This window comes from Streptomyces herbicida (genome assembly GCF_032656585.1).
GTDB classification, from domain to species: domain Bacteria; phylum Actinomycetota; class Actinomycetes; order Streptomycetales; family Streptomycetaceae; genus Streptomyces; species Streptomyces herbicida.
Window position 1 is genome coordinate 49,694 of sequence record NZ_JAUYWJ010000022.1, and the last position, 23,753, is coordinate 73,446.

Below are 23,753 nucleotides of genomic sequence, written 5' to 3' on the forward strand. Positions count from 1 at the left end.
CTCACGGGTCGGCTTCTCCGAGATGTTCGGATGGTTCCTTTCGTACTCGTGGGGGGACCGGACCCGTGCATTTCTGACTCGCCAGGCGCAGGCGTGGAGCCACTCGGCTCGCCACCCTGGGGAGTGTTCGAAACCCTCTGCGCGCGCCGGCAGGAAAAGGGCTGAGCGATGACCGAGCAGGTGATCGGCCGGGTGGACTACGGCAGGGCCGCGGACGAGCGGTGCGCTCTCCGGTGTCCCGATCGGCTGGCGGTTCGGCCTTGTGAACTGGCTCGACCCCGTCGTCTCCGCCCGGCTCCTCACCCTGTACGGGCTGATCTTCGGAGTGATCGGCGGCGCGCTGTTCGGCATGCTGCTGCAGGCCCTGCAGGCCCTGCAGGCCCTGCAGGCCCTGCAGGCCCTGCAGGCCCTGCAGGCCCTGCAGGCCCTGCAGGGCGGTCGCCGGGATTTCGCCTCGCTCCGCTCGATGCAGCCGAGCCGGTACGAGGTCGTGGTGGACGGGGCGGTCGCCGACGAGGCTGTACGGCTGATCGGCGGGCTGCAGACCACCGGCGGAGGTTCCATCCGTACCTGAACGAACATGATCCGGAAAGTCGGCGCAGGCGCCGGACCGGGAGGAGTTCCTCATGGCGAAGGCAGTGGGCATCGACCTGGGCACCACCAACTCGGTGATCGCCGTGTGGGAGGGCGGCGAGCCGTCCGTCGTGCCCAACAGCGAGGGCAACCGCACGACACCGTCCGTTGTGGCCTTCACCGATACTGGCGAGCGCCTGGTGGGCCAGCTGGCCCGGCGCCAGGCGATCCTCAACCCGAAGGGCACCATCTACTCGGCCAAGCGGTTCATCGGCCGGCACTTCGACGAGATCTCCGACGAGGCCAGGGCGGTGGCGTACGACGTCGTCGAGGGCGACGGCGGGGCGGCCCGCTTCAAGGTGCGCGACAAGCTGTACGCGCCTGAGGAGATCAGCGCCCAGGTGCTGCGGAAACTCGCCGACGACGCTTCCAAGCAGCTGGGGGAGCGGGTCACGGAGGCGGTCATCACGGTGCCCGCCTACTTCAATGACGCTCAGCGCACCGCCACCAAGGACGCCGGACGGATCGCGGGACTGGAGGTGCTGCGGATCATCAACGAGCCGACCGCGGCGGCCCTCGCGTACGGCATGGACAAGAAGCAGCACGAGACCGTCCTCGTCTTCGACCTGGGCGGCGGCACCTTCGACGTGAGCATCCTCGACGTCGGCGACGGCGTGGTGGAGGTGCGCTCCACCGCCGGCGACAGCCACCTGGGCGGCGACGACTTCGACCGGCGTCTGGTGGATTACCTCGCGGACGACTTCCAGAAGGAGAACGGCATCGACCTGCGCAAGGACCCGCAGGCGCTGCAACGCCTGTTCGAGGCGGCGGAGAAGGCCAAGACCGAGCTCAGTTCGGTGACGCAGACGCAGGTGAGCCTGCCGTTCATCACCGCCGACGCCTCGGGCCCCAAGCATCTCACCGACTCGATCATGCGGTCCACGTTCGAGCAGATCACCAGCGACCTGGTGGAGCGGTGCCTGGGACCGGTCCAGCAGGCCATGGCCGACGCCAAGGTCGGCGAGAGCGACATCGACGAGGTCATCCTCGTCGGCGGTTCCACACGTATCCCGGCGGTCCAGACCCTCGTGCGTCGGCTGACCGGCGGCAAGGAACCCAACATGAGCGTCAACCCCGATGAGGTCGTCGCCCTGGGCGCCGCGATCCAGGCCGGGGTGCTCAAGGGCGAGGTCAAGGACGTTCTGCTGCTCGACGTCACACCCCTGTCGCTGGGTGTCGAGACACGCGGTGGCGTGATGACGAAGATCATCGAGCGGAACACCACCATCCCCGTCCGTCGCACCGAAACCTTCTCCACCGCCGAGGACAACCAGCCCGCCGTCGACATCGTCGTCCTCCAGGGCGAGCGCGAACGGGCCGCCGACAACCGGGTGCTCGGCCGGTTCCAGCTCACCGACATCCGCCCGGCTCCGCGGGGCGAACCGCAGATCGAGGTCACCTTCGACATCGACGCCAACGGCATCCTCAACGTCAAGGCACGTGACCGGGACACCGGCAAGGAACAGGGCATCACCATCAGCGAGAGCTCCAACCTGGACCGCAGTGAGGTCGAACGCATGGTCCAGGAGGCCGAGCACAACCGGGGCCAGGACCAGGCACTCCGCGAGGCCGTCGACGCCCGCAACGAGCTCGACGCCGTCGCCTACCAGGTCGAGAAGCACCTCGCCGAACTGGGCGACGCAGCGCCCGCGCACGAGAAGGCACGCGCCGAGATGCTCGTGTCCGACGCCCGGGCGGCGGTCAAGGAAGAGGCGGGTGTCGAGCGCGTGCGGCCCCTGACCTCCGAACTCCAGCAGGTGCTCGCCGGGCTGGCGGCCCATCAGGGCGCCGCTACCACAGGCGGTCCCGGCCAGGACACCACCGGGGGCGGCGCGACCGGTGGCCCGGGCGGCGGTGGCGGTGACGACGACGTCATCGATGCCGAGTTCGACAAGGACTGAGGCGCGCCATGCCCAGCCGCCCCCAGGAACCCGACCGGGCCGCGTCGGAGCCGGTCGAACCGGTCCCGGAAGGCGCCGTACGCCCTCCTCGTGGGGATTTGCCGAAACCTGGCCCGCCGCCCCGGCCGGGAGCGGCGAACGACGAACCGGGACCCGACGCCGCCGGCCCCACGCCTGCCGAGGACGAGTACACGACCGCGATCCAGGAACTGGAGGACCGCTGGCGGCGCGCGCTCGCCGACCTCGACAACCTTCGCAAGCGCCACGCCAGGGAACTGGAGCGGGAGCGGACGGTCGAGCGTTCCCGCACGGCGGCCGCCTTCCTGCCCGTCCTCGACAACCTCGAGCTCGCCCTGACCCATGCCGGCGCCGATCCGGGTGCGATCGTGGAGGGCGTCCGGGCGGTCCGCGACCAGGCGGTGAACGTCCTCGAGCTGCTCGGCTACCCGCGGCACGCGGAGACCGGCGTCGCCTTCGACCCGGCCCGGCACGAGGTGGTCGGCGTCGTCCAGGACCCCGACGCCCCACCGGGCACCGTCGTCGAGGTGCTGCGCCCCGGCTACGGGGACGGCGAACGGCAGCTCAGGCCTGCCACCGTGACGGTCGCGAAGCGGGAGTGACTGGTCATGGCACGGAACTTCTACGAGGTGCTGGGCGTGTCGCGGACCGCGAGCCAGGACGAGATCCAGCAGGCATATCGCAAGCTCGCCCGCAAGTACCACCCCGACGTCAACAAGGATCCGCAGGCGGAGGAACGCTTCAAGGACCTCAACGAGGCATACAGCGTCCTGTCGGACCCGAAGACCCGGGCCCGTTACGACCGCTTCGGCGAGGACTTCCGCAAGATCCCCGAGGACTTCGACGAACAGGTCGCGGCCGGAGCGGGCGGCGGCTTCCGCGCTCGGAGGACCGCGGGCGCGGGCGGCCCCCGTGTCCGGTACGCCACCGGCTTCGGCGACGACTTCGGAGCGGAGGGCATCGACATCGAGGACCTGCTCGGGTCCATGTTCGGAGCCGGCGCCGCCCGAGCCGGCGTCCCCGGAGCGGACCAGGAGGCGGAACTGCCGCTCACTGTCGAGGAGGCGTACCGAGGCGGCCGTCGCAGCGTCACACTCGCCGGTCCCACGGGGCAGCCGCGGCGGTACGAGGTCGACGTGCCGCCGGGTGTCACCGACGGGCAGCGTATCCGGCTGCCGGGCGAGGGCGGCCGGGGCAGTGGTGACGCCGCCGCGGGCGACCTGTACCTGCGGGTGCGTATCCAGCCCCACCCCCGGTTCCGGCTGGACGGCCGTGACGTGCACGTACAGGTCCCGGTCGCCCCGTGGGAGGCGGCCCTGGGTGCGACCGTGCCGGTGCCCACCCCCGGCGGCGGCACGGCCAAGGTCACGGTGCCCGCGGGCTCGTCCAGCGGCCGGCGGCTGCGGCTGCGCGGCGAGGGCATGCCGAACCCGCGAGGCGCGAACGGCGACCTGTACGCCGAACTCCGTGTCATGGTGCCTCCCGCCCTCGGCGACCGGGAGCGCGAACTATTCGAGGAGCTCGCCGCCACTTCCTCGTTCGACCCCAGGAGGACGCGATGAACGACCGACCCGCGGGAGCGGGAGGCATCGGCCGGGCCGGCGTGGGCGCCCGTCCGGTACGAACGGGCGCCGACATCACCGCCTCGACGGCTGTCCGGTACGCCCTCGTGCCCGTCCCCAGGCTCTCCCTGGCCGCCGCGGCCCGTCGCTCGGGCCTCCACCCCGATCTGATCCGCCGGTTCGTCGCCCTCGGCCTGGTCGACGCCGAACGCGACTCCGCGGGGCAACTGGTGTTCGACCCCACGGCCCCGGCGGTTCTCGCCCGTATCCAGCGGCTGCGCACCGGACTCTGCCTCAACTATGCATCCATCGGCCTGGTGCTCGACCTGCTCGACCGCATCAGCATGCTCGAAGCCGCCCTGCGCCGCGCCGGCACGAGGAGTGAAACACCCCCATGGACATGAACCGTCTCACCCAGAAGTCCCAGGAAGCCCTGCAGGAGGCCCAGACCGCGGCCGTCCGCATGGGGCAGACCGAGGTCGACGGGGAACACCTGCTGCTCGCGCTTCTCGATCAGGAGGACGGTCTGATCCCACGGTTGCTGCAACAGGCCGGCACCGAGCCGAAGGAGCTGCGCGCTGCCGTGCGCGAGGAACTCTCCCGCCGTCCGAAGGTCACCGGCCCCGGCGCGGCACCCGGCCAGGTCTTCGTCACTCAGCGCCTCGCCCGCCTGCTCGATGCCGCCGAACGGGAGGCCAAACGCCTCAAGGATGAGTACGTGTCCGTGGAGCACCTCCTGCTCGCCCTGGCCGAGGAGGGCTCGGCGACCGCCGCCGGACTCCTGCTCAAGGAGCACGGCGTGACCCGGGATTCGTTCCTGAGCGCGCTCACCCAGGTCCGCGGCAACCAGCGGGTCACCTCTGCCAACCCCGAAGTGGCCTACGAGGCTCTGGAGAAGTATGGTCGCGACCTGGTCCTCGAGGCTCGGTCCGGGCGGCTGGACCCGGTCATCGGCCGTGATGCGGAGATCCGCCGCGTCACCCAGATCCTCAGCCGCAAGACCAAGAACAACCCCGTCCTCATCGGCGATCCCGGCGTCGGCAAGACCGCCATCGTCGAGGGCCTGGCCCAGCGCATCGTTCGCGGCGACGTGCCCGAGGGCCTGCGCGACAAGACGGTGTTCGCCCTCGACATGGGCTCCCTGGTCGCCGGCGCCAAGTACCGCGGTGAGTTCGAGGAACGCCTCAAGGCCGTGCTGTCCGAGGTGAAGGCCGCCCAGGGACGCATCCTGCTCTTCGTCGACGAACTGCACACCGTCGTAGGTGCGGGCGCCGCCGAAGGGGCCATGGACGCGGGCAACATGCTCAAGCCGATGCTCGCCCGCGGCGAACTCCACATGATCGGCGCCACCACCCTCGACGAGTACCGCAAGCACATCGAGAAGGACGCCGCTCTCGAACGCCGCTTCCAGCAGGTCCTGGTCGACGAGCCGAGCGTGGAGGACACCATCTCCATCCTGCGCGGACTGCGCGAACGCCTGGAGGTCTTCCACGGCGTGAAGATCCAGGACACCGCGCTGGTCTCCGCGGCCACCCTCAGCCACCGCTACATCACCGACCGGTTCCTGCCCGACAAGGCCATCGACCTCGTCGACGAGGCGTGCGCCCGGCTGCGCACCGAGATCGACTCGATGCCCGCCGAACTCGACGAGATCACCCGCCGCGTCACCCGCCTGGAGATCGAGGAGGCGGCCCTGTCCAAGGAGACCGACCCCGCCAGCAACGCCCGCCTGGAGGAACTGCGCAGGGAACTGGCCGACCTGCGCGGCGAGGCCGACGCCAAACACGCCCAGTGGGAGGCCGAACGGCAGGCCATCCGCCGCGTGCAGGAACTGCGCCAGGAACTGGAGCAGGTCCGCCACGAAGCCGAGGAGGCCGAACGCGCCTACGACCTCAACCGAGCCGCCGAACTGCGCTACGGCCGCCTCCAGGACCTGGAGCGCCGGCTCGCCGCAGAGGAGGAGCAACTGGCCGCCAAACAAGGACAGAGCCGGCTGCTGCGCGAGGTCGTCACCGAGGAGGAGATCGCCGAGATCGTCGCCGCCTGGACCGGCATCCCCGTCGCCCGTCTCCAGGAGGGCGAACGCGAGAAACTGCTGCGCCTCGACGAGATTCTGCGCGAGCGCGTCATCGGCCAGGACGAGGCCGTCAAACTCGTCGCCGACGCCATCATCCGCGCCCGCTCCGGCATCCGCGACCCACGCCGCCCCATCGGCTCGTTCATCTTCCTCGGCCCCACCGGCGTCGGGAAGACCGAGCTGGCCAAGACCCTCGCGGCGGCCCTGTTCGACTCCGAGGAGAACATGGTCCGCCTCGACATGAGCGAGTACCAGGAGCGGCACACCGTCAGCCGGCTCATGGGCGCACCGCCCGGATACGTCGGCTACGAGGAAGGCGGCCAGCTCACCGAGGCCGTACGCCGCAAGCCGTACTCGGTCGTGCTGTTCGACGAGATCGAGAAGGCGCACACCGATGTCTTCAACACCCTGCTGCAGGTCCTCGACGACGGCCGCATCACCGACGCTCAGGGCCGCACGGTCGACTTCCGCAACACCGTGATCATCATGACGTCCAACATCGGCTCCGAGCACCTCCTCGACGGCGCCACCGCCGAGGGTGAGATCAAGCCGGACGCCCGCGCCCTGGTGATGGGCGAGCTACGCGGGCACTTCCGCCCGGAGTTCCTCAACCGCGTCGACGACATCGTGCTGTTCAAGCCGCTCGGTGAGCGGCAGATCGAGCGCATCGTGGAGCTGCAGTTCGACGAACTGCGCCGCCGCCTCGCCGAACGCCGCATCACCGTCGAACTCACCGATGCCGCACGCGAGTTGATTGCCCACCAGGGTTACGACCCGGTGTACGGGGCCCGGCCGCTGCGGCGTTACATCTCCCATGAGGTCGAGACGATGGTGGGGCGCGCCCTGCTGCGCGGTGACGTCCAGGACGGCGCGACGGTCCGCGTCGACGCCGAGCACGCAGAACTGGTGGTCACCTACGACCAGCCAGAGGACGTGAAGGGAGCGAGGGCGGCATGAGCACCGTGCAGGCCACCAACGTCACCTGTCCGCACTGCGGGCGCACCAACCGGGTGCCGGCGGCCGCCGAGGGCCGCCCCAGGTGCGGCAACTGCAAGCAGCCGCTGCCGTGGACGGCCGACGCGGGCGACGACGACTTCACCGAGGTCGTCGAGCAGGCCACCGTGCCCGTCGTCGTCGACTTGTGGGCCACCTGGTGCGGCCCCTGCCGCATGGTGAGCCCCGCGCTGGAGAAGGTCGCCGCCGATCTCGCGGGAAAGATCAAACTGGTCAAGGTCGACATCGACAAGAACCCGCGCCTGGCGCGGCGGTTCGAGGTCCAGGCGGTACCGACGCTGCTGGTCCTCGACCGGGGCGAGACGGTCGCCCGGCAGGCGGGGGCGGCGCCCGCCCCCGTTCTGCGCCAGTGGGTTGAAGAGTCGATCACTGCCCGGGAAGGGTGATCCGGATGACCCTGCACGCAGACCCCCACCTCGCGCTTGTCCGGCCGGTCCAGCCGCAGACCTCAGAAGGGTGTCAGGAGTGTCTGCTGCTCGGCTCCCCGTGGGTCCACCTCAGGCTCTGCCTGACCTGCGGCCACGTCGGCTGCTGCGATTCCTCGCCGAACCGGCATGCCCGCCGTCACGCCGCCGCCGACGGCCATCCGATCGTGGCGTCGCTGGAGCCCGGCGAGGACTGGCGGTGGTGCTTCGTCCATGAGGCGTTCGTGTGATGCCCGGCGACGAGACGCGGCCCGGCGCAGCGCCTGTGCCGGACGAGGCGGAGGAGAGAGTCCCCTTTGAGACGCCCGACATCTACGGCGCCTATCCCCGCCTGTCGGACGACCAGATGGCCCGCCTGGCGCAGCACGGCCGGCGGCACGCGGTTGACGCCGGTGACGTGCTGATCCGGGAGGGGGAGCGGTGCGAGACGTTTTACGTCGTTCTCAGTGGTTCGGTCGCCATCGTCGAGGGCTACGGCACGTCCGATGAACACCTGCTACGTGTGCACGGCCCCGGCCGCTTCATCGGCGAACTCGGCCTCCTGAACGGACAGGTGGCCTTCTACACCGCCGTGGTCAGGGACCCCGGCGAGATCCTCGCCCTGTCCATGGACCAACTGCGTGACCTGGTGACCCGGGACCCCACCCTTGGTGATGTGGTGCTGCGCGCCTGCCTGGGCCGTCGCGCTTTGCTCGTCGGGCAGGGCGCCGGTTTCCGCATCATCGGCTCGCGCTACTCGCCCGACACCCGGCGGCTGCGCGAGTTCGCCGCCCGCAACCGGCTGCCGCACCGCTGGATCGATCTGGAGACGGACGAGGAGGCCGAGGCGCTGCTGCGGCGCTTCGCGGTCGGTCCGGAGCAGACGCCGCTGGTGATCTGGCGGGACACGACCCTGCTGCGCAATCCGAGCAACGCCGAACTGGCCCGGTTCATCGGACTGCCGCCCCTGGAATCGGGCAACGACCGCGGCGATCTCCTCATCGTCGGCTCCGGTCCGGCAGGTCTCGCCGCCGCGGTGAATGCCGCCTCGGAGGGCCTCGGCACGACCGTGGTCGAGGCGCTGGCCACCGGCGGCCAGGCCGGGACGTCCTCCCGCATCGACAACTGCTTCGGCTTCCCCTCCGGCATCTCCGGCGCCGAACTCACCGAGCGCGCTGTGCTCCAGGCGGACAAGTTCGGCGCCCGGATCAGCGTCCCTGCGGAGGCGGCCCGGCTCGAACGACGGGACGGCCACTACGCCGTTGGGTTCGCCGACGGCAGCGAGGTCACCGCCCGTACCGTCGTCCTGGCCACCGGCGCCCGCTACCGCCGCCTCCATGTGCCCGGCATCGAGCCGTTGGAGGGCGCGAGCGTCCACTACTCGGCGACCGTCTACGAGGCCCAGCAGTGCCGTACCGACCCGGTGGCGGTCGTCGGCGGCGGCAACTCCGCGGGCCAGGCCGTGCTCTTCCTGGCCGGGTACGCACCGCAGGTGTATCTGCTCGTCCGTGGGCCGAGCCTCGAGGCGCACATGTCCCGCTACCTGATCGATCAGATCGAGCGCCACCCGCGGGTGCGCGTGCTGCTGCACACCGAGGTGACCGAGGCACTCGGAGACAAGGCGCTGGAGGTGGTCACCGTGGTCGACCACCGTACGGGCGAGCACCGCCACCTCGAGGTGCGGGCCCTTTTCGTCTTCACCGGCGCAGACCCTCACACCGATTGGCTGTCCGGCGCGCTCGCGCTCGACGCGCGCGGCTACGTGCTCACCGGCGCGGAGGCGCAGGCCTGCTCCGTTCCCGAGCTGTGGCAGAGCCAGGGCCGCGACTGCCTGACGTTGGAGACCAGCATGCCTGGCGTCTTCGCCGCCGGCGACGTCCGCAGCGGCTCGGTGAAGCGCGTGGCCTCCGCGGTCGGCGAAGGCGCGATGAGCATCCACTTCGTACACCGCTACCTGGGCCACATGGCCGCGCCCGGCGGCACCGACAGCTCCCCGCACACCCGTCCGAAGGAGTCCGCTTGGCTCGCATGACACCTAGCGGGCGACGAGATCACGAGAAGGAGAAGGAGGCGATGGCAATGACCACGCCCGTCCGGCGCTACCGCGGTGGCACCATGCAGGACAGGCCCCTTGGCTGGGCACGCAATCCGCTGACGGAGTTCGACCAACTACTCAGCGAGATGAGCGGATTGATCGAATCCACGGTGGGAGGCGCGGCGCCCGCGGTCGCGTGGACACCCCTGGCGGATGTCACGGAGTCCGACGAAGCCTTCCACGTCGAGATCGAACTCCCCGGCGTCAAGAGCAAGGACATCGACGTCGAAGCGAACGGCCAGGAGCTGGTGGTCACCGGAGAGATCAAGGAGAAGGAACGCAAAGGCGTCCTGCGCCGGCGCACCCGCCGCACCGGAGCCTTCGAGTACCGGCTGCGGCTGCCCGGAGAGGTCGACACCGAAAAGATCAATGCGCAGATGTCGGACGGGGTGCTCACCATCACCGTCCCCAAGGCCGAAGTCGCAAAGCACCGGCACGTCGAGATCAGCGAGACGAGTGAAAGCACCGAGAGCAGCGGCTGAGACGCGAACGCCGCGGTTCCTTTCTTGCGGTCACGGATCAGGGGGCTGCCACTCGAACATCAAGATCGTGGCGTCGTCGCTGAGTTTGTTGTGCCGATGCTCGAGGATGGCGTGGATGAGCAGGCGCAGCGCTTCCGGGGCGCTCTGCCCCGCTGCGGTCGACCGGATGAGGTAGTCGGTGAAGCGCTCCAGGCCGAACTCTTCGCCTGCCTCATCGCGTGACTCTACGACGCCGTCTGAGTAGAGCAGTATTCGGTCACCGGGTTCGAGGCTGACGTCGTGCACCTGACGGGCGATCCCGGCGAGACTGGCGGGCAGACCCAAAGGAGGCTCAGGTGGCCGCTCCAAGGCATTGTGGAGCAGGCGGTGGCGACGGATGAGCAACGGAGGTGGGTGGCCGCAGTTGCACCAGCGCAGCACACCGGTGGGCATGTGCAACTGGGTGAAGACACCCGTGCAGAACTGCTCCGGAAGCCACTTCGCCAGCGCCTCGTCCACGGTGCCCACGAGTTCGTCCAGGTCTGCCCCGCTGCGCCGGGCGTTACGGCAACCTGCCATCGCGACAGAGGTGGCAAGTCCGGACGCCAGATCGTGCCCCATGCCGTCAAGAATTGTGGCGTGCAAAACGTCCTCGGTGAACGCATGGTCGAAAGCATCGCCGCCCAGTTCGTACGCAGGCTCCAGAACCGCCGTCGAAACGACCCGTCCGGTGCCGATCGACCGGGGAGGGAGAAAAGCCCTCACCATCTCCGTGGGCAGGTGCATCGGCCTGGTACGCATGCGCTGCGCGATGGTGTCGCTGTAGGTGCGCTTGGATGTGATGATCAGTGCGAGGAGCAGTGCCGTCGTTCGACAGCGCCGCAACTTGAGCCCGTCCAGGGTGCTCATGTTCAGCTCCACGACGCCCAGCCGCTCCGCTCCGTCGGCCAGGGGCAGCCATACGTTCAGCCCGCCGGAGGGGACGTCTTCCACTCGGAGAGAGTCGGTGCGGTAGGCCCATCCGGCCAGCGAAGTGTCGAGCTCCAGTTCCGGCTCGCTTTCGACAAGCGGCACCAGCAGTCTTTGCTGGATGTCGACCAGATAGATAACGGCCCTGCCCATACCCATGGCCTCGGCATACCGGTTCAGGACCACGGGCAGTTCCGCAGGTGATGCCAGCTGGGCCGCTCTGACAAGTTCTTCTAGCAGCCGCTCACCGGACCCGACGGACATGTTCCTGTCCATGCCTTCGATGATCCCCGCGAGATCGAGCCGCCACAATCGGAGCTCTCCGACATCCGAGATGTGGGCCGATCAGCCTGGGTGCAGCTTGCCGTTGCGGATCGGCCGGGCATCGGGATAGCTGACGACCCCAGCCGGTCGGGGATCGTGCGGATGCCCGCAAGCCGCACAATGTCTGCTCCAGCAGCCGGCCGACGGCCGCCGCGGTCTCGGCCAGCTCACCGACCATGACCGCTTTCGGCAGCACCCTGGACGTGGACGAGGGCCTGCGGCGAGCCAGCAGGTCGTTGCGGCAGCCGAGGAAGCAGAGCGCGCTGACGCTGTTTGGCCGTGGTCTGCACCGGCCTGGTCCGGTCGCGGCTCACAGCAGGAGGTCGAAGACGGCGCGGGCCTCGTCCCAGTGCTGGGTCTGGGGGTTCTTCAGGTCGGGGTCGAGGATCTTGAAGCACTGGGCCAGGGCCAGGCTGAGCCCGCCGATGATGTCCGGATAGGACGCCTCGGTCTCCTCGTCGGGCATGCGGTCCAGAGCGGGGTGGGTGGCGAGCTGTTCCAGGATCGGTTTGAGTTCTACTTCCTGGTCGATCTTCTGGAAGTGGTGAATGCTCTCCTGCAGGCCTTTCGTGATCGGTACGTCACAGGTCCGGATGATGTCGCGCCCGTTGGCCTTGGCAGTGGCCTGGGCGACGGTCAGCAGATCGTAGAGCTTGGCGTCGACGAAGTCGCTGTAGCGCTTGAGATCGTTCTTGTCGACGTCCATCCCCGCGGCCGCGCGGAAGAACCTTTCGAACTTGGCGATGGACATCACGGTCATGACGGCAACCTCCGGCTGTGGGCGCCGGGGTGGCTCCCGGCCCCTGGGCTTCCCATTCAGCCTGGCCGACGGGGCGCGCGAACGCATGCGCATGTCGGGCCCAATTAGCCTCCCTGTATTGCCCTGCCAGGCCCAGGCGTCCGACTGCCCGGGGTGTCGGACGGGCGAGTGGATCGACAGCAGGGCGAACACCGTGTCGCGGAGCGGCCCCACGTAAAGGGTGACCCCAGATGTCGCTGATCATGAGGCCGAACGCCGCGGTGGCGAACACGCCAGCGAGCGCTCGGAAGAGGCCGGTGAACAGCACAGCCAGGGCCGGTTGACGCGGACCATCCCGCCTAGCAGCCGCAACCGCCCGCGGACGTGCGGTGCCTCGCTGGTGTATTGGATCTCCCGGGTGGCAGGGTGTTGCCGGACTCCGGGATCAGCGCTCCGATCACGCCGAGGGCCGCTCCCCTCAGCCGGTGGGCGGCGCGCATCAGGCTGAGCATGGGCAGCGAAGCAGCGAGATGTGCTCCGCCGGGCTGATCATCGCGATGACGGGGCGGGTGTTGTCCTGGTAGGGCAGGTCCGTTCTTCAGTCGCTTCGCGTCCTCCGTTGGCCATCCCGCATCGGCCACGAGGACGACGTTGAGCCGCGGCCGCTGGTGGTGAACAGGCGGCGCTGGGGGTGTGGTCACCGATTGCCCTGTACGCGAGGGTGCCGGTTTGTGGGTGTAGGTCGGCCCGGGGGCGCGCGGCAGACGCGACCCGGCAGGGCGTTCCGGCTAGGCTCACATCCGTGACGTGGCTGCGGGCCTTCGGGGAGGTCGTGCGATCCGGGCTCACGATCGAGGAGACGCGGCTGGAGCCCCTGCTCGCGCTGCGCACGGCCGCTGGGGTGGCCATCGTCATCGGGCCGGCGCTGTGGCTGGTCTCCCCTGCGTATGCCGCGTCCGCCGCCCTCGGTGCCTACTCCGCGGGTGGGGCCACCTTCCAGCGCACCTGGCGTCCACGCAAGGTGATCGCGCTCGGCGCTGGCGCGGGTCTGGCGCTCAGCACCTTCGTGGGCTACCTGGCGGCGGGACGACTCGTGACGTTCCTCCCGCTGCTGGCCGCATGGGCCTTTGTCGCGGGGATGGCGTGGGCCGTCGGATCGACCGCTGGGATCGTCGCAGCGACGACGGTCGGCAGCATGCTGGTGACCATCACCCTGCCCACGAGCGTCGGGCGCGCCCTGGAGCACGCCGGGGTCATCGCGCTCGGGGGCGTGACGCAGGCCGTGCTGATCCTGCTGTTCCCGATCCGCCGTTGGGGGGCGCATCGTGACGCGCTTGCCGACGCCCTGGCCGCCGTGGCGGACTACGCCCGCCGGCTGCGGCACGATCCGACCGCCCCGTTCGACCCGGAGCCGTTGATGACGGCCCGGGATGCGGCCGCCGTGACGCCGTCACAGGCCCGAACCCGTCCCCCCACCCTGCACGGCCCCCGGGGACTCGCCGAGCGCATTCGGCCGGTCGTCGCCGCGCTCGCCGACCCGGACGTGGGCGCTCCGGCGGAGGGACCCGGGCGGGACCGCGCGCGGGAGTTGCTCGACGCGGCCGGCGACGTTCTGGATGCGGTCGCCCGTTCGATCCGCCGCGGCATTCCCGCCGAGGTGCGGCCCGGGAGCATGGACGTCCTGCGCGTCGACGAGGAGCACGAGGTGTTGGAGGGCCCCGCGCGGCAGGCCGCCGAGCGGCTCGTGGAACTGCTCGGCGAGGCGTTGGAGGTCGCTGGGAGTGGTGGCGCGCGCGGGAGGGCGCCCACACTGCCCGGCCCCGCGGGCGCCCAGTTCCTGGTGCGCCCGACAATGTTCCGGCTGGTCCCGGTCGTCGTCCGGGCGGTCCGCCGTGAGCTTCGCCGGGACTCGCCCGTGTTCCGGCACGCCGTCCGCCTGGCGGCGGTGGCCACGCTCGGCTATCTGATCGCCGCCCGGCTCCCCCTGGGCCACGGCTACTGGGCGCCCATCGCCTCGGTGATGGTGATGCGGCCGGACTTCCACCGGACGTACGCGCGTGCCGTGGCCCGTCTCGCCGGGACCCTGGCGGGGGTCGCGCTCGCCACCGGGATGGTGCGGGCCCTGGGCCCGGACGCCCATGTGTTCGGCGCGCTGGCGGTGGTCTCGGCGGGCCTGTCGTACACGCTGATCCGTACCGGCTACGCCTACTCCCAGTGCTTCACCGCCGCGTACGTCGTCTTCCTGCTCGGCATGGGCGGCCAGGCGTGGCAGCAGACGGTCCCGGAGCGGGTGGTGCTCACCCTGCTCGGCGGGGCCCTGGCAATGCTGGCGTACGTGGTGTTCCCCGCATGGGAGACACCCCGTCTGCCGGGCCGGCTTGCGGACTGGCTCGCAGCCAACGGCCGTTATGCGGCCGCGGTGCTCCGCAACTACGCCGAACCGACCCGGGAGCATCACGCCGACATGCGCAGGGCACTGCTGGCGAGCAGGGAGGCACGTGCCGCCTGGCAGGAGGCATACGACCGGGCAAGGCAGGAACCAGTCCGCCCCAGGGGGCTGACGTCGCGCGAGGCGCAGGAGGCGCAAGAGGCGCTCAAGGGGTTCGGCCGCGCGGCGATGCTCATGGAGAGCCACGTCCCGCGGGCCGACAGCCGTGTCGTCCCCGAGGCGGAGCGGTTCGCCGAGGCCCTGGAGGCGGACACCGCGCAGGCGGCGGTCGACGTGCGCGAGCACAGGAATCCGGACTGGGGGCGCGTGGAGGAGGCACTCCACGCGTGGGAGGACGTCGCCGACAATGGAAGCCCGGTCGTGCGGCGCGAGGCGGAACTGCAGATGCAAGCCTTGGAGGACCTCGCGACGGCCGTGAGCCGCACACCCCTGGAACGGGACGTCGGCTCTGCTCGCGAGGAGAAGCGAGTGCAGGCGGCCGCGGCGGCGGAAGGTGACGGATCAGGAGCCGCGCACCGGGGTGGGTGACGAAGTCGGCGACGGGGAGCGCCGCGCCTCCTGGAGCGGGAAGTAGTCTCCCGGCCGCGTCGAGCGCCGCCACACGTACACCGCTGTCGCCATCACGAGGATCAGCCCCGCCAGGATGAGCAGTTCGATCCCCTCGACGTTCCACCGGAAGGACTTCTCCGCCTCGGCCGTCACGATGAGCACCTTGCGGATGCCGGCAATCAGGCCGACGACGAGGAAAGGCTCCGCGTCGAGGGTCTGGTTCCTGATGGTGAGGCGGACGGTGTGGAGGAGCTCGGCCACGATGAACAGCACAAGGCCGTTGTCCAGGGCGGAGAGAACGACCGTCTCCTCGCGGTACGGCCCCTGGATCGACCTGATGACGTCGTGGACGACCCCGACGGTCAGGATCCCCGCGAGCAGTACGAGGAGCGCCGCGACGACGAGGTGGATGCCGTCCTCGATGAGCTGTAGGAGGCCCTGTACCCGGCCGCCCTCGATCTTCGGGAGAATGGGTCGCACATCCAGCATGCTAGGGGTGCCCCGTCCCGCAGGCGCGGCGTGTCGCCGAACGGGTGGACGAGCGGATCCCTCCCTGTGGCGGCAGCCTGGGGGAAGCGGCGAGGCGCGACATCACCGAGGCCTACCAGGCGGCAGGACAAGGGTTATGAGGCAGCCCGACGCGGACACGAACGGCAGGAACCTGCGGCCCGTCCTGGCGCCGACCCGGGGTCTGCCCTCCGATTCGGCCCGGGACCTTGCCTCCGGCCTGCGGGAGGAACCGCGCCACCACACCGCCAGGGGCATCCGCCGGCAGACGGACACCGACGGCGCCCCTTGCGGCGAACGAGCAGGTCGACGTGTCCGACGTGGCCGAAACGTCGGCACCCCGCCTGGAGGACGGCGACTGGGACATCTGCGTCTTCTTCACCGACCTGCCGAGCCGGGCGGAGCACAACCCGGTCCGCACCGAGGCCGACCCTGAGCACAGGGTCGCCGACCAACAGGCTGACGTGTTCGGCAGTGCTGAGCGATGGCCGCGCGCATCATTCGGAGGACGGAAGCCGCGTGTCACAGCCGCGTCCGAGGCACTGGACCTCTATGTGGTTACCGGCCGGTCAGTCCACCTCGTGCCAGTGCGTGGCTACAGGTGCGAGGCCAAGGCGGCGTACACCTTCTGCCAGGCGTCGGCGCCGGCCTTCGAGTCGTAGTCGGCCGGGCGGTCGGCACAGGCGAAGCCGTGACGGGCACCCGGATAGGTCAGCAGCTCGTGCGGTACCTCGGCCTTGGTGAGTCGCTGCTCGGCCTGCTCCCACTCCTCGGCCCCAATGATGTGGTCCAGCTCGCCGCGAAATCCCAGCACGAAGGCGCCGCCCGCGCCGATCCGCTCACTGGTCTCCAGCGGGGGTACGGGACCGACCAACGGGAAACCGCTGTTCAGCAGCCACCCGGGGTAGAAGACCGCAGCCAACTCGAAGCTCAGCTCGGTCGCTGCCCGCATCGCTATGTGGCCGCCCATGCTCAGGCCTAGGAACGCCACGCCCCGCTCCCCGGCTTCGGCGCGCGCCGCCGCCAGTGCTGCGGAAGCGTCAGCCACCAGCTCGTCCCGGTCCAGCGCGCGCATCAGCACCAGGCCCTCCTCGCGCTCCTCCTCGGAATACCCGAGTGTGGTACGGCGAGCACTGCGCCAGTAGTAGTCGGGCGCCAGTGCAACGTACCCGGCCGCCGCCAACTCCGCGCAGGTCCCGCGGACGTAGGCGTTGACGCCGTACAGCTCGGAGCAGACCACGACGGCGCCGCGCACCTCATTTGCTGGGCGGTGCACGTATGCTTCGATGCCGCCTGTCTCGCCGAGTGTCTCCCACTGACCAGTCATCACTACCCCCGTGTGCCAAGCGTTGAATTTCGACTCAACTCTAGTGTGTGACAACGGCGTTCATCCTCGGCATGGGTCAGGTCTCGGGCTGGACGGCACCCTTGAGCCGGTTGTGGTCCCGGATCACGGGGGCGGGGCCCCTGCCGGGGCTTCCAGGAGATTGCCGGGCACGTTCCTCAACAAGGCAGCGGTCATTGCCAGGAGTGTCTCCGCCTTGGCCCGGTCGTAGTGGAAGTTCTTGGTGACCTCATCTTGTGCAGGGCACGGCATGTCTGGCCGTAGAGGGCGTCCTGAATCCGCCACCACCGCTCGGTCTGGTTGCACTGGTTTGCGAATGGTCAGTGCGTCCGTTTCGGATGCCATTGCGGCTTCCTGCACGGCACGGCCCCCCGACCTCACGTGACGCGCCGCGGTTCAGCGGCGCGGGAGGGGATCGTGCGCTCAATCCGGTCGGCCTGCCGGAACCACCCGTCGTGCGGGTGTGACCTGCGGCATCCTCAGACCGCAGCCACGGTCTGCAGAGCGCTCGCCGTTCGCTCGGCCGCGGTCCACAAGATCTGTTGGACGGGCCTTGGCCGTTGTGTCCCGTAGCAGGCAGGCGAGTTGTGCTAACCGTCGTGCCGGAGCAGGAACGCGTCGACGAGCGCGTCGGTGAACTCCTCGCCGATTGGCCCGGCCGACATCAGCACGCGGTAGTAGAGCGGGCCCACCAGCTGGTCCGTCTCGGTGTTCAGATCGAGCCCGGCGGGCAGCCGGCCCGCGGCCACAGCGCGATCCAGCAGGAGGCGGTCGCGGTGGCGCTGGGGGTCCAGGCATCGGGACCGGAACTCCCGGGCGAACGCCGGATCGTGCTGTGCCTGGGCGAGTAGCGCCCGGAAGACGGCGCCGGGGTCGGACTCGCCGAGGAACCTGGCCAGCCGGCGCAGATAGGCGCGCAGATCGGCGGCGAGGTCCCCGGAGTCGGGCGGGGTCAGGTCCTCGTCCGCGTCCTGGAGGAAGGCGTCCATCAGGACGTCGGTCTTCGTGCTCCACCAGCGGTAGATGGTCTGCTTGGCCACCCCCGCCCGCGCGGCGATGCCCTCCATGGTGACGCCGGCGAAGCCGTTCTCGACGAGCAGGTCGTCGGCTGCCTCGAGCACGGCCAGCCGGGCTTGTTCGCTGCGGCCGTGCCGGTTGCCGTGATGCCGTCGTTCCGAACCGGGTGTCATGTCGTCCCTTCTGCAAGGAGGTTCGCCTCAGGGTGCGCCCGATAACCCTAGAATTGACGCAACGTTGCGTCTACTCTAGCGCCTATGACTCATACGCACACACTCGCCGACCCTCGGGTCGAGGCCGCTCTCCGCCGGATGTTCGAGCAGGCCGAGCAGGACGACGCCGTCGCGGCCCGGGTCAACTGGGGATCCGGGTCGGCGCCCATGTCGCCCCAGGAACACGCCGATGCGGCCGCAGAGGTCTACATGCCGATCTCGGCCGCGGGCGGAGAGCTCCTCTACAACCTGGTCCGCGCTGTCCGCCCGGCCACGGTGGTCGAGTTCGGGATGTCGTTCGGGATCTCCACGCTGTATCTGGCGGCCGCGGTACGGGACAACGGCGCGGGGCGGGTCGTCACCACGGAGCTCAGCAAGGTGAAGATCGCCGCCGCGCGGCGCACCTTCGCCGAGACCGGCCTCGACGATCTGATCACCGTGCTGGAGGGAGATGCCCGCGACAGCCTCGGCGGTCTCGAGGCCCCGGCCGACTTCGTGCTCCTCGATGGCTGGAAGGACCTCTGCCTGCCCGTGCTGCGGCTGCTCGAACCGCGCCTGGCGCCCGGCACGCTCGTCGTGGCCGACGATTCCTCTTTCGCGAGCATGCAGCCGTACCTCGACTATGTCCGCGACCCGGCGAACGGCTACCGCAGCGTCGGCTTCCCCGTCGAGGACGGCATGGAGATCAGTTGCCGCCTGTGACGGCTGCCGCCCACATCCTGCACTGGTCGGCCTCGCGCCGAGGACGACAACACCAGCCGGTGCAGGCGGTCCGGGCCCGCGCGCCCGGATCTTCCGCCGGCGTCCAGCCATTCTTCCGTTCCAGCGGAGCGATCAGCGCCTGCATACAGACCAGAGCCGATTTGCTGCTCTCGCACAAACACCAGCCAGGCTCGGGTGTTGTGATCGCGGCACCCTTGACGGTTCGGTACCTGCCACGGCGACACACACCCGCGCCTGCACCGCCCGTACCCAGATCACTTGCAGGGTGCCCCGGCGGCGTCCTCTACCACCTGCAGACCTGCTCCTGCCCCTGGCGCCAGGCAGGGCGACCCTCACCCGCAAGCCCGGCGTCATCTCGCCCCGGGAGGAGTCGACACGAAGGACCTGATCACGAGTGAATTCCTTGGCAGCAGCCCAGCGTGAGGGCATGCGTTCCTCTTCAGTGCGTCCAGTCCGGCCGCGGCCAAGAGCTCGGGCGCCGCGCCCACGGTCTCGGAGCCGGAATCGAGGGCCAGGCCTTGGCTGTGGCGGGCGTGGATGCCCTCGGCGATCACCGCGATCTTGAAGTAGCCGAGGGCGATGTAGAAGGCGATGTAGAAGCCGAGCCTGTCCAGATCGCGGCCGCTGGCCGTGGCGTAGCTCTGGGCCAGGTCGGCGGGGTGGGCAGGCGCGGGCTGTTCGAGGCAGCCGAACCGGACATCACCGCAAAGACCGGGTCGGCGTAGACCAGGTGCAGGTCGGGGTCGGCGAGTGGATCGCCGGGTGTGTCCATCTCCCAGTCGACCAGCACGCGAATCTGCGACGGGTCGTTGGGGGAGAGGGGGATCGATGGAGTGCAGCCGCGGCAGTACGTTCACCAGGGGGCAGCGTAGGCGCAGTCGGCGACCGCCTTGTCCGATAGGCCGTCCAGACGTGGTTGCAGGAGAGGCGGGTGACCGGCTGGAGGCATGGGTGAAAAGCCCTGACACGTCCCGCGGTGCGCGTCTGGCCGCCCACGGCGGCCTGGCGCCGCGTCGCCCGATGCCTGCGCCGCTCGCCACCGGGCGGCGCTCGCGCCTGTGACCCGCTTCGGTGGTGCCGGGTTCGTCACGAAATGGCGAATAGCGCCGTTGTCGACGGGCCGGACGGGCCTACAGGATGTGGCGCATGGACTATCCGGGAAGCTGTCCGCCTGGGAAGATCCAGGACCTGTCCACCTTGATGCAGGGGCTGCGTGACCTCAAGAGGTGCTCGGGACTGTCGTACCGGCAGCTCGAGGAGCGAGCGGCAGCCGCCGGGGACGTCCTCCCACGCAGTTCAGTTTCCAGCATGCTGAGCAGGGACATGCTTCCCCGGCCCGAGCTTTTGATGGCGTTCGTGAAGGCGTGCGGCGAAGAGGACCGGGCCGCTGAGTGGGCCGAGGCCAGGGAACGGGTCGCGCGTGTGTACGGGAAGGGGCCGTCGCAGGACCTGGCCACGCCCGGCACAGCCGTCACGACAGCCGTGCCGCAGCCCGAGCCGACGAGCCCGGACGCAGTGCACTCCCCTCCGGGGCGGCGGCGTGCGCGGTCGGCCGCCGTCGCCGCCGCCGGGGTGGCCGTGGCCGTCCTCGTTGTCACGGCAGCGGTGTGGACCTTGTCCGACAGGGGGGAGGGCCAGGAGGGTTCCGCCGGTACGAGCGTCCCGCCCGTTGCCGGGACCGCCCCGCCCAACGGTTGGGTGACCATCCGCGTCGCGGACGACCCCGACTTGTGCCTGACCGACGGGCGCGTAGCGGACTGGCGCTACACACCCCTGGTCGCCGTGCAGCGGCCCTGCGACGAGGCCTCGCCGCAGAGCACCCTCCTGGAGCCTCTCGGCCAGGGGCTCTACCGCATCCAGTGGCACCACCCCGACTATGGGAAGGGCTGCCTCAAAGCGCTGACCAGTGGCAGCGGCAAGGGTCTGCTGGAGCCCATGGACGACTGCACGCAGGGCAGTGCGTTCTCCATCGAACCCTCGGGACAACTCGGCCGCGGCGCGTTCGTGCTGCGTGTCGAGGGGGAGGGCTGCGTGGGCATCGCGCATTCCGGGGCCGATCCGGGTACGGAGGCCGTCATGCAGCGCTGCGACGGCAAAGCCCGTCAGGTGTTCCTCATCCGCGCCGTGGGCGGGAGCGGCGGTACAGGCTGGCCTGACTCCTCGACCGAGCCCAGGACCCGGTCCGCCGGGAAGTACCCGACGGAGCGCGAATCGTAGCTGTTGCCGTGGTTGTCACCGAGCAGTACGAGCATGCCCTCGGGCACCGTGTCCTCCGCGACCTCGGCCAGGGCCGGTACCTCCGCACGCGGCACGGGGTCGCCGGCGACTGCCGCCACCCGCTTGATGAACCAGTGCCGTGCGTAGATCACGTGAGCGGGCGCGTCACGGGCCACGGGGGCGTCCGGCCAGGGCGCCCGGTAGGGCGGCCGTTCCACGACGACCACCGCGCCCCGTACGGGAACCGGCCGGCGCCGCACCACGACGCGGTCCCCCTCCCGGTAGGCCGGTTCCATGCTGTTGCCGGACACGCTCACCGCCACCCACCGCAGTTCGGCGGCCCGGGCGAGCGCCAGCCCGGCGGAGACGAGGAGAGCGGGCAGGCCGCTCACCGCCGCCCAGACGGGGCTGCTGGCCATCACGGCCACCACGACGGCGTTCACCCAGAGCAGGGCGGCGGCCGCGTACAAGGCGATCCTGACCGTCTGCGCCCGGATCGCGCGGGTGTGCGCCCGGGCGACTGCCGTCTCGGCCCGGGCGCGCCGCTCGGCTGCGGACGAGGCGCTGGCTCGGCTGACTGCGCTCATGTGCCTTCTCCTCCATTGGTACGGGTGAGGGCCTGCGGTGGGGTGGCGGCGCGCGGGGCCGCGGGCGAGCCGTAGCCGGCGGCCTGAAGTGCGTACAGGCGGGCGTACTGGCCGCGCCGCGCCACGAGTTCGTCGTGGGTGCCCTGCTCGACCACCCGCCCCCGCTCCAGCACGACGATCACGTCGGCGTCGCGCACGGCACCCAGACGGTGCGAGATGAGCAGGCTGGTACCGCCCTTGCGGTGGGCGCGCAGCGAGGTGTGGATCTCATGCTCGGCTGCCGCGTCGAGTCCCGCCGACGGTTCGTCGAGGATCATCAGGTCCCGCCGGTCGCGGACGAACGCCCTTGCCAGGGCGAGCCGTTGGCTCTGCCCTCCGGACAGCATGACGCCGGTCGCCGGATCCTCCTTGTCCGACTCGGTGAAGAACATGCGGGACAGCAGCGTGTCGTAACCCTGCGGCAACGCGCTCAGTGTGGCGTGCACCCCGGCGCGCTGCGCCGCGGTCCTGATGCGCTCGGGCGCGTCGAGCGCGCCGAGGTCCCCCTGCGCGATGCTCTCCGCGGCCTTCATGTCGTACTCCATGTAGTCCTGGAACACGGCGCTGATACGGTCCCGCAGCTCGGCGGGACTGACGTCCCGAAGGTCGACGCCGTCCCACAGGATCCGGCCGCGCGTCGGGTCGTAGAACCGGCACAGCAGCTTGACCAGCGTGGACTTCCCGGAGCCGTTGAGACCCACGAGGGCGATCGACGCCCCGGCCGACAGGCGGAGGTTGACCCCGCGCAGCGCCCAGGGGTGGTCGGGGGAGTAGCGGAACCACACGTCGCGCAGTTCTACGCAGCCGCGCAGCGGCGGCAGTTCGCGCGGCTCGGCGGCCCGGTACAGGTCGGGGCCGGCCTGGACGACGGCCTGGTAGTGATCGAGAAGCAGCAGGGCATGGTGGGTTGCGGCGATGTCACCGGTGAGCGTGGTCAGGGCCGACTGGACCCCGGCCACGGCCGCCAGGAACACTGCCACGTCACCCGGGGTCAGACTCCCGCCCTGGGCCGTGCCGACCGTCCACAGCAGGCCGGCGCCTGCCACCCCGGCTGCGAGCAGGCCGAGCCCGCAGCGCAGGCCGGCCTCCCGGCGGTCGACGGCCCGGCGGGCTGCGTCCGCGTTGCGCCTGCTGCCGATCATGCGGCCGCGCAGGAAGGCGCCGGTGCCGAAGAGGCGTATCTCCTTCGCCGCCTCGACGTTGGCCAGCAGTCCCATGTAGAAGAACTGACGTCGTTCGTCGGATCCGATGGACCACGCCGTGGCGGCCCGTCGGCGGGACAGCAGCATTTCGGCAACCAGGGTCGGCACGGCGGCGAGCAGCACCAGTGCCATGGTCGGCGGGCTGATGACCAGCAGGGAGCCGACGAATCCGACGACCGTGAACGTGGCTCGTACGGCTCCGAGGACCCCGTCGACGGCCTGCACGGCGACGGGCGGGCCGACGACCGTCTGCTGGGCGAGACGCAGCCGGTCAAGGAAGCCGGGGTTCTCGAACCGCTCCAGTCCGGGGAAGCCCTCCACGGAGGCGAAGAGCCGGTCCTGCGCGAACAGACCGACACGGCGATCGAGCTCGGTTCGCAGATACCGCGCCAGGTGCGGCACGGCCCCGGTGGCGATGCCGGTGGCCACCAGCACCAGTGCCGGGGCGAGGAGTTCCCGCACGGTCGCCCCGGCGGCGAGCCGGTCCACGATGAGCTTCACCGACCAGGCGGTGACGACCGGGAAGAACCCGGTGACGAGGGCGGGCGTGGTGTAGAGCAGGAAAGTCCCGGTCGCTGCACGGGCCACCAGTCGCAGGGCGTCGAGCACCCCGGAGCGGTGGGAGCGGTCGCCGGACTGCTCCTGCCCCCGTGCGGAGAACATCCGGCGGGACCCACTCCCCGGACCCCGGCCCGAACTCGACTCAAGC

General features: G+C 70.3%; 20 protein-coding genes and 1 pseudogene. 13 read left to right on the top strand and 8 right to left on the bottom strand.

The features are described 5' to 3' along the window. Window positions 1-262 precede the first annotated feature (262 nt). Genes Q8A52_RS36385 through Q8A52_RS36430 form a run of 10 tightly spaced genes read left to right on the top strand, consistent with a single transcriptional unit; the run spans window position 263 to window position 10,186 of the window. Window positions 263-574, top strand: coding sequence for a hypothetical protein (locus tag Q8A52_RS36385; protein ID WP_316759459.1), 312 nt, complete (start codon window positions 263-265; stop codon window positions 572-574). Window positions 575-626: 52 nt separating this feature from the next. After that, entirely contained in the window at window positions 627-2,534 is a 1,908-nt protein-coding gene (gene dnaK / locus Q8A52_RS36390; protein WP_316759461.1) for a molecular chaperone DnaK, read from the top strand. An 8-nt stretch (window positions 2,535-2,542) separates the two neighbouring features. Beyond that, window positions 2,543-3,154 carry a nucleotide exchange factor GrpE gene (locus Q8A52_RS36395; RefSeq protein WP_316759463.1) on the top strand — a complete coding sequence of 204 codons (612 nt, stop codon included), beginning with the start codon at window positions 2,543-2,545 and terminating at the stop codon, window positions 3,152-3,154. Between the two features lie 6 nt (window positions 3,155-3,160). Next, window positions 3,161-4,114 (top strand): J domain-containing protein, encoded by a 954-nt coding sequence (locus Q8A52_RS36400; RefSeq protein WP_316759465.1) that lies wholly within the window; start codon window positions 3,161-3,163, stop codon window positions 4,112-4,114. Next, on the top strand, window positions 4,111-4,518 hold the full coding sequence (locus Q8A52_RS36405) for a chaperone modulator CbpM (protein ID WP_316759467.1): 408 nt from the start codon (window positions 4,111-4,113) through the stop codon (window positions 4,516-4,518). Before Q8A52_RS36400 ends, Q8A52_RS36405 begins: the two co-directional genes overlap by 4 nt. Beyond that, window positions 4,509-7,148 (top strand): ATP-dependent chaperone ClpB, encoded by a 2,640-nt coding sequence (gene clpB / locus Q8A52_RS36410; protein WP_316759470.1) that lies wholly within the window; start codon window positions 4,509-4,511, stop codon window positions 7,146-7,148. The genes Q8A52_RS36405 and clpB overlap by 10 nt, the downstream gene beginning before the upstream one ends. After that, complete coding sequence (gene trxA / locus Q8A52_RS36415; protein ID WP_316759473.1) at window positions 7,145-7,591, top strand: thioredoxin; 447 nt, start codon at window positions 7,145-7,147, stop codon at window positions 7,589-7,591. The genes clpB and trxA overlap by 4 nt, the downstream gene beginning before the upstream one ends. Before the next feature lie 5 nt (window positions 7,592-7,596). After that, complete coding sequence (locus Q8A52_RS36420) at window positions 7,597-7,860, top strand: UBP-type zinc finger domain-containing protein (RefSeq protein WP_313745997.1); 264 nt, start codon at window positions 7,597-7,599, stop codon at window positions 7,858-7,860. After that, window positions 7,860-9,641 (top strand): FAD-dependent oxidoreductase, encoded by a 1,782-nt coding sequence (locus Q8A52_RS36425; protein ID WP_316759483.1) that lies wholly within the window; start codon window positions 7,860-7,862, stop codon window positions 9,639-9,641. The genes Q8A52_RS36420 and Q8A52_RS36425 overlap by 1 nt, the downstream gene beginning before the upstream one ends. A gap of 47 nt (window positions 9,642-9,688) precedes the next feature. Next, window positions 9,689-10,186 carry an Hsp20/alpha crystallin family protein gene (locus tag Q8A52_RS36430; RefSeq protein WP_316759785.1) on the top strand — a complete coding sequence of 166 codons (498 nt, stop codon included), beginning with the start codon at window positions 9,689-9,691 and terminating at the stop codon, window positions 10,184-10,186. Between the two features lie 30 nt (window positions 10,187-10,216). Here the strand turns inward: Q8A52_RS36430 and Q8A52_RS36435 are convergent, their stop codons facing one another. Further along, window positions 10,217-11,410, bottom strand: a complete 1,194-nt coding sequence (locus tag Q8A52_RS36435; RefSeq protein WP_316759485.1) for a PP2C family protein-serine/threonine phosphatase — start codon at window positions 11,408-11,410, stop codon at window positions 10,217-10,219. 358 nt (window positions 11,411-11,768) lie between these two features. Continuing rightward, entirely contained in the window at window positions 11,769-12,218 is a 450-nt protein-coding gene (locus Q8A52_RS36440) for a DUF1931 family protein (protein ID WP_316759486.1), read from the bottom strand. Window positions 12,219-12,999: 781 nt separating this feature from the next. Between Q8A52_RS36440 and Q8A52_RS36445 the strand changes: the two genes are divergently transcribed. Continuing rightward, complete coding sequence (locus Q8A52_RS36445; protein WP_316759489.1) at window positions 13,000-15,174, top strand: FUSC family protein; 2,175 nt, start codon at window positions 13,000-13,002, stop codon at window positions 15,172-15,174. On the opposite strand, the gene Q8A52_RS36450 is transcribed toward Q8A52_RS36445, so the two are convergent. The 3 genes from Q8A52_RS36450 to Q8A52_RS36460 all read right to left on the bottom strand — a co-directional run bounded on the left by Q8A52_RS36450 (window position 15,148) and on the right by Q8A52_RS36460 (window position 18,237). Beyond that, window positions 15,148-15,684: a phosphate-starvation-inducible PsiE family protein gene (locus Q8A52_RS36450; RefSeq protein WP_316759491.1), complete on the bottom strand. Its 537-nt coding sequence runs from the start codon at window positions 15,682-15,684 to the stop codon at window positions 15,148-15,150. The genes Q8A52_RS36445 and Q8A52_RS36450 overlap by 27 nt on opposite strands. A 613-nt stretch (window positions 15,685-16,297) precedes the next feature. Continuing rightward, a complete protein-coding gene (locus Q8A52_RS36455) occupies window positions 16,298-17,029 on the bottom strand; it encodes a dienelactone hydrolase family protein (RefSeq protein ID WP_316759493.1) in 732 nt (243 codons plus the stop codon). A 608-nt stretch (window positions 17,030-17,637) separates the two neighbouring features. Then, the gene (locus Q8A52_RS36460) at window positions 17,638-18,237 is read right to left on the bottom strand and encodes a TetR/AcrR family transcriptional regulator (RefSeq protein ID WP_316759495.1); all 600 of its coding nucleotides are present in this window, start codon (window positions 18,235-18,237) and stop codon (window positions 17,638-17,640) included. Window positions 18,238-18,321: 84 nt separating this feature from the next. Here Q8A52_RS36460 and Q8A52_RS36465 point away from each other — a divergent pair, with 84 nt between their 5' ends. Then, window positions 18,322-18,978: an O-methyltransferase gene (locus tag Q8A52_RS36465; RefSeq protein ID WP_316759498.1), complete on the top strand. Its 657-nt coding sequence runs from the start codon at window positions 18,322-18,324 to the stop codon at window positions 18,976-18,978. A 50-nt stretch (window positions 18,979-19,028) separates the two neighbouring features. Here Q8A52_RS36465 and Q8A52_RS49235 read toward each other — a convergent pair. Further along, window positions 19,029-19,150 (bottom strand): annotated as a pseudogene (locus Q8A52_RS49235) (IS701 family transposase); the annotation flags it as partial. A gap of 995 nt (window positions 19,151-20,145) precedes the next feature. Between Q8A52_RS49235 and Q8A52_RS36470 the strand changes: the two are divergent. After that, window positions 20,146-21,216, top strand: a complete 1,071-nt coding sequence (locus Q8A52_RS36470; protein ID WP_316759501.1) for an RICIN domain-containing protein — start codon at window positions 20,146-20,148, stop codon at window positions 21,214-21,216. On the opposite strand, the gene Q8A52_RS36475 is transcribed toward Q8A52_RS36470, so the two are convergent. Next, window positions 21,102-21,803, bottom strand: a complete 702-nt coding sequence (locus tag Q8A52_RS36475) for a S26 family signal peptidase (RefSeq protein WP_316759504.1) — start codon at window positions 21,801-21,803, stop codon at window positions 21,102-21,104. The two genes, Q8A52_RS36470 and Q8A52_RS36475, sit on opposite strands and share 115 nt — an antisense overlap. Beyond that, window positions 21,800-23,707 carry an ABC transporter ATP-binding protein gene (locus tag Q8A52_RS36480; protein ID WP_316759506.1) on the bottom strand — a complete coding sequence of 636 codons (1,908 nt, stop codon included), beginning with the start codon at window positions 23,705-23,707 and terminating at the stop codon, window positions 21,800-21,802. Before Q8A52_RS36480 ends, Q8A52_RS36475 begins: the two co-directional genes overlap by 4 nt. Between the last annotated feature and the right edge of the window lie 46 nt (window positions 23,708-23,753).

Coding starts and splice junctions, on each gene's coding strand:
- dnaK (WP_316759461.1), top strand. CDS start 627: ATGGCGAAGGCAGTGGGCATCGACCTGGGCACCACCAACTCGGTGATC.
- Q8A52_RS36395 (WP_316759463.1), top strand. CDS start 2,543: ATGCCCAGCCGCCCCCAGGAACCCGACCGGGCCGCGTCGGAGCCGGTC.
- Q8A52_RS36400 (WP_316759465.1), top strand. CDS start 3,161: ATGGCACGGAACTTCTACGAGGTGCTGGGCGTGTCGCGGACCGCGAGC.
- Q8A52_RS36405 (WP_316759467.1), top strand. CDS start 4,111: ATGAACGACCGACCCGCGGGAGCGGGAGGCATCGGCCGGGCCGGCGTG.
- clpB (WP_316759470.1), top strand. CDS start 4,509: ATGGACATGAACCGTCTCACCCAGAAGTCCCAGGAAGCCCTGCAGGAG.
- trxA (WP_316759473.1), top strand. CDS start 7,145: ATGAGCACCGTGCAGGCCACCAACGTCACCTGTCCGCACTGCGGGCGC.
- Q8A52_RS36420 (WP_313745997.1), top strand. CDS start 7,597: ATGACCCTGCACGCAGACCCCCACCTCGCGCTTGTCCGGCCGGTCCAG.
- Q8A52_RS36425 (WP_316759483.1), top strand. CDS start 7,860: ATGCCCGGCGACGAGACGCGGCCCGGCGCAGCGCCTGTGCCGGACGAG.
- Q8A52_RS36430 (WP_316759785.1), top strand. CDS start 9,689: ATGACCACGCCCGTCCGGCGCTACCGCGGTGGCACCATGCAGGACAGG.
- Q8A52_RS36435 (WP_316759485.1), bottom strand. CDS start 11,410: ATGGACAGGAACATGTCCGTCGGGTCCGGTGAGCGGCTGCTAGAAGAA.
- Q8A52_RS36440 (WP_316759486.1), bottom strand. CDS start 12,218: ATGACCGTGATGTCCATCGCCAAGTTCGAAAGGTTCTTCCGCGCGGCC.
- Q8A52_RS36450 (WP_316759491.1), bottom strand. CDS start 15,684: ATGCTGGATGTGCGACCCATTCTCCCGAAGATCGAGGGCGGCCGGGTA.
- Q8A52_RS36455 (WP_316759493.1), bottom strand. CDS start 17,029: ATGACTGGTCAGTGGGAGACACTCGGCGAGACAGGCGGCATCGAAGCA.
- Q8A52_RS36460 (WP_316759495.1), bottom strand. CDS start 18,237: ATGACACCCGGTTCGGAACGACGGCATCACGGCAACCGGCACGGCCGC.
- Q8A52_RS36465 (WP_316759498.1), top strand. CDS start 18,322: ATGACTCATACGCACACACTCGCCGACCCTCGGGTCGAGGCCGCTCTC.
- Q8A52_RS36470 (WP_316759501.1), top strand. CDS start 20,146: ATGGACTATCCGGGAAGCTGTCCGCCTGGGAAGATCCAGGACCTGTCC.
- Q8A52_RS36475 (WP_316759504.1), bottom strand. CDS start 21,803: ATGAGCGCAGTCAGCCGAGCCAGCGCCTCGTCCGCAGCCGAGCGGCGC.
- Q8A52_RS36480 (WP_316759506.1), bottom strand. CDS start 23,707: ATGTTCTCCGCACGGGGGCAGGAGCAGTCCGGCGACCGCTCCCACCGC.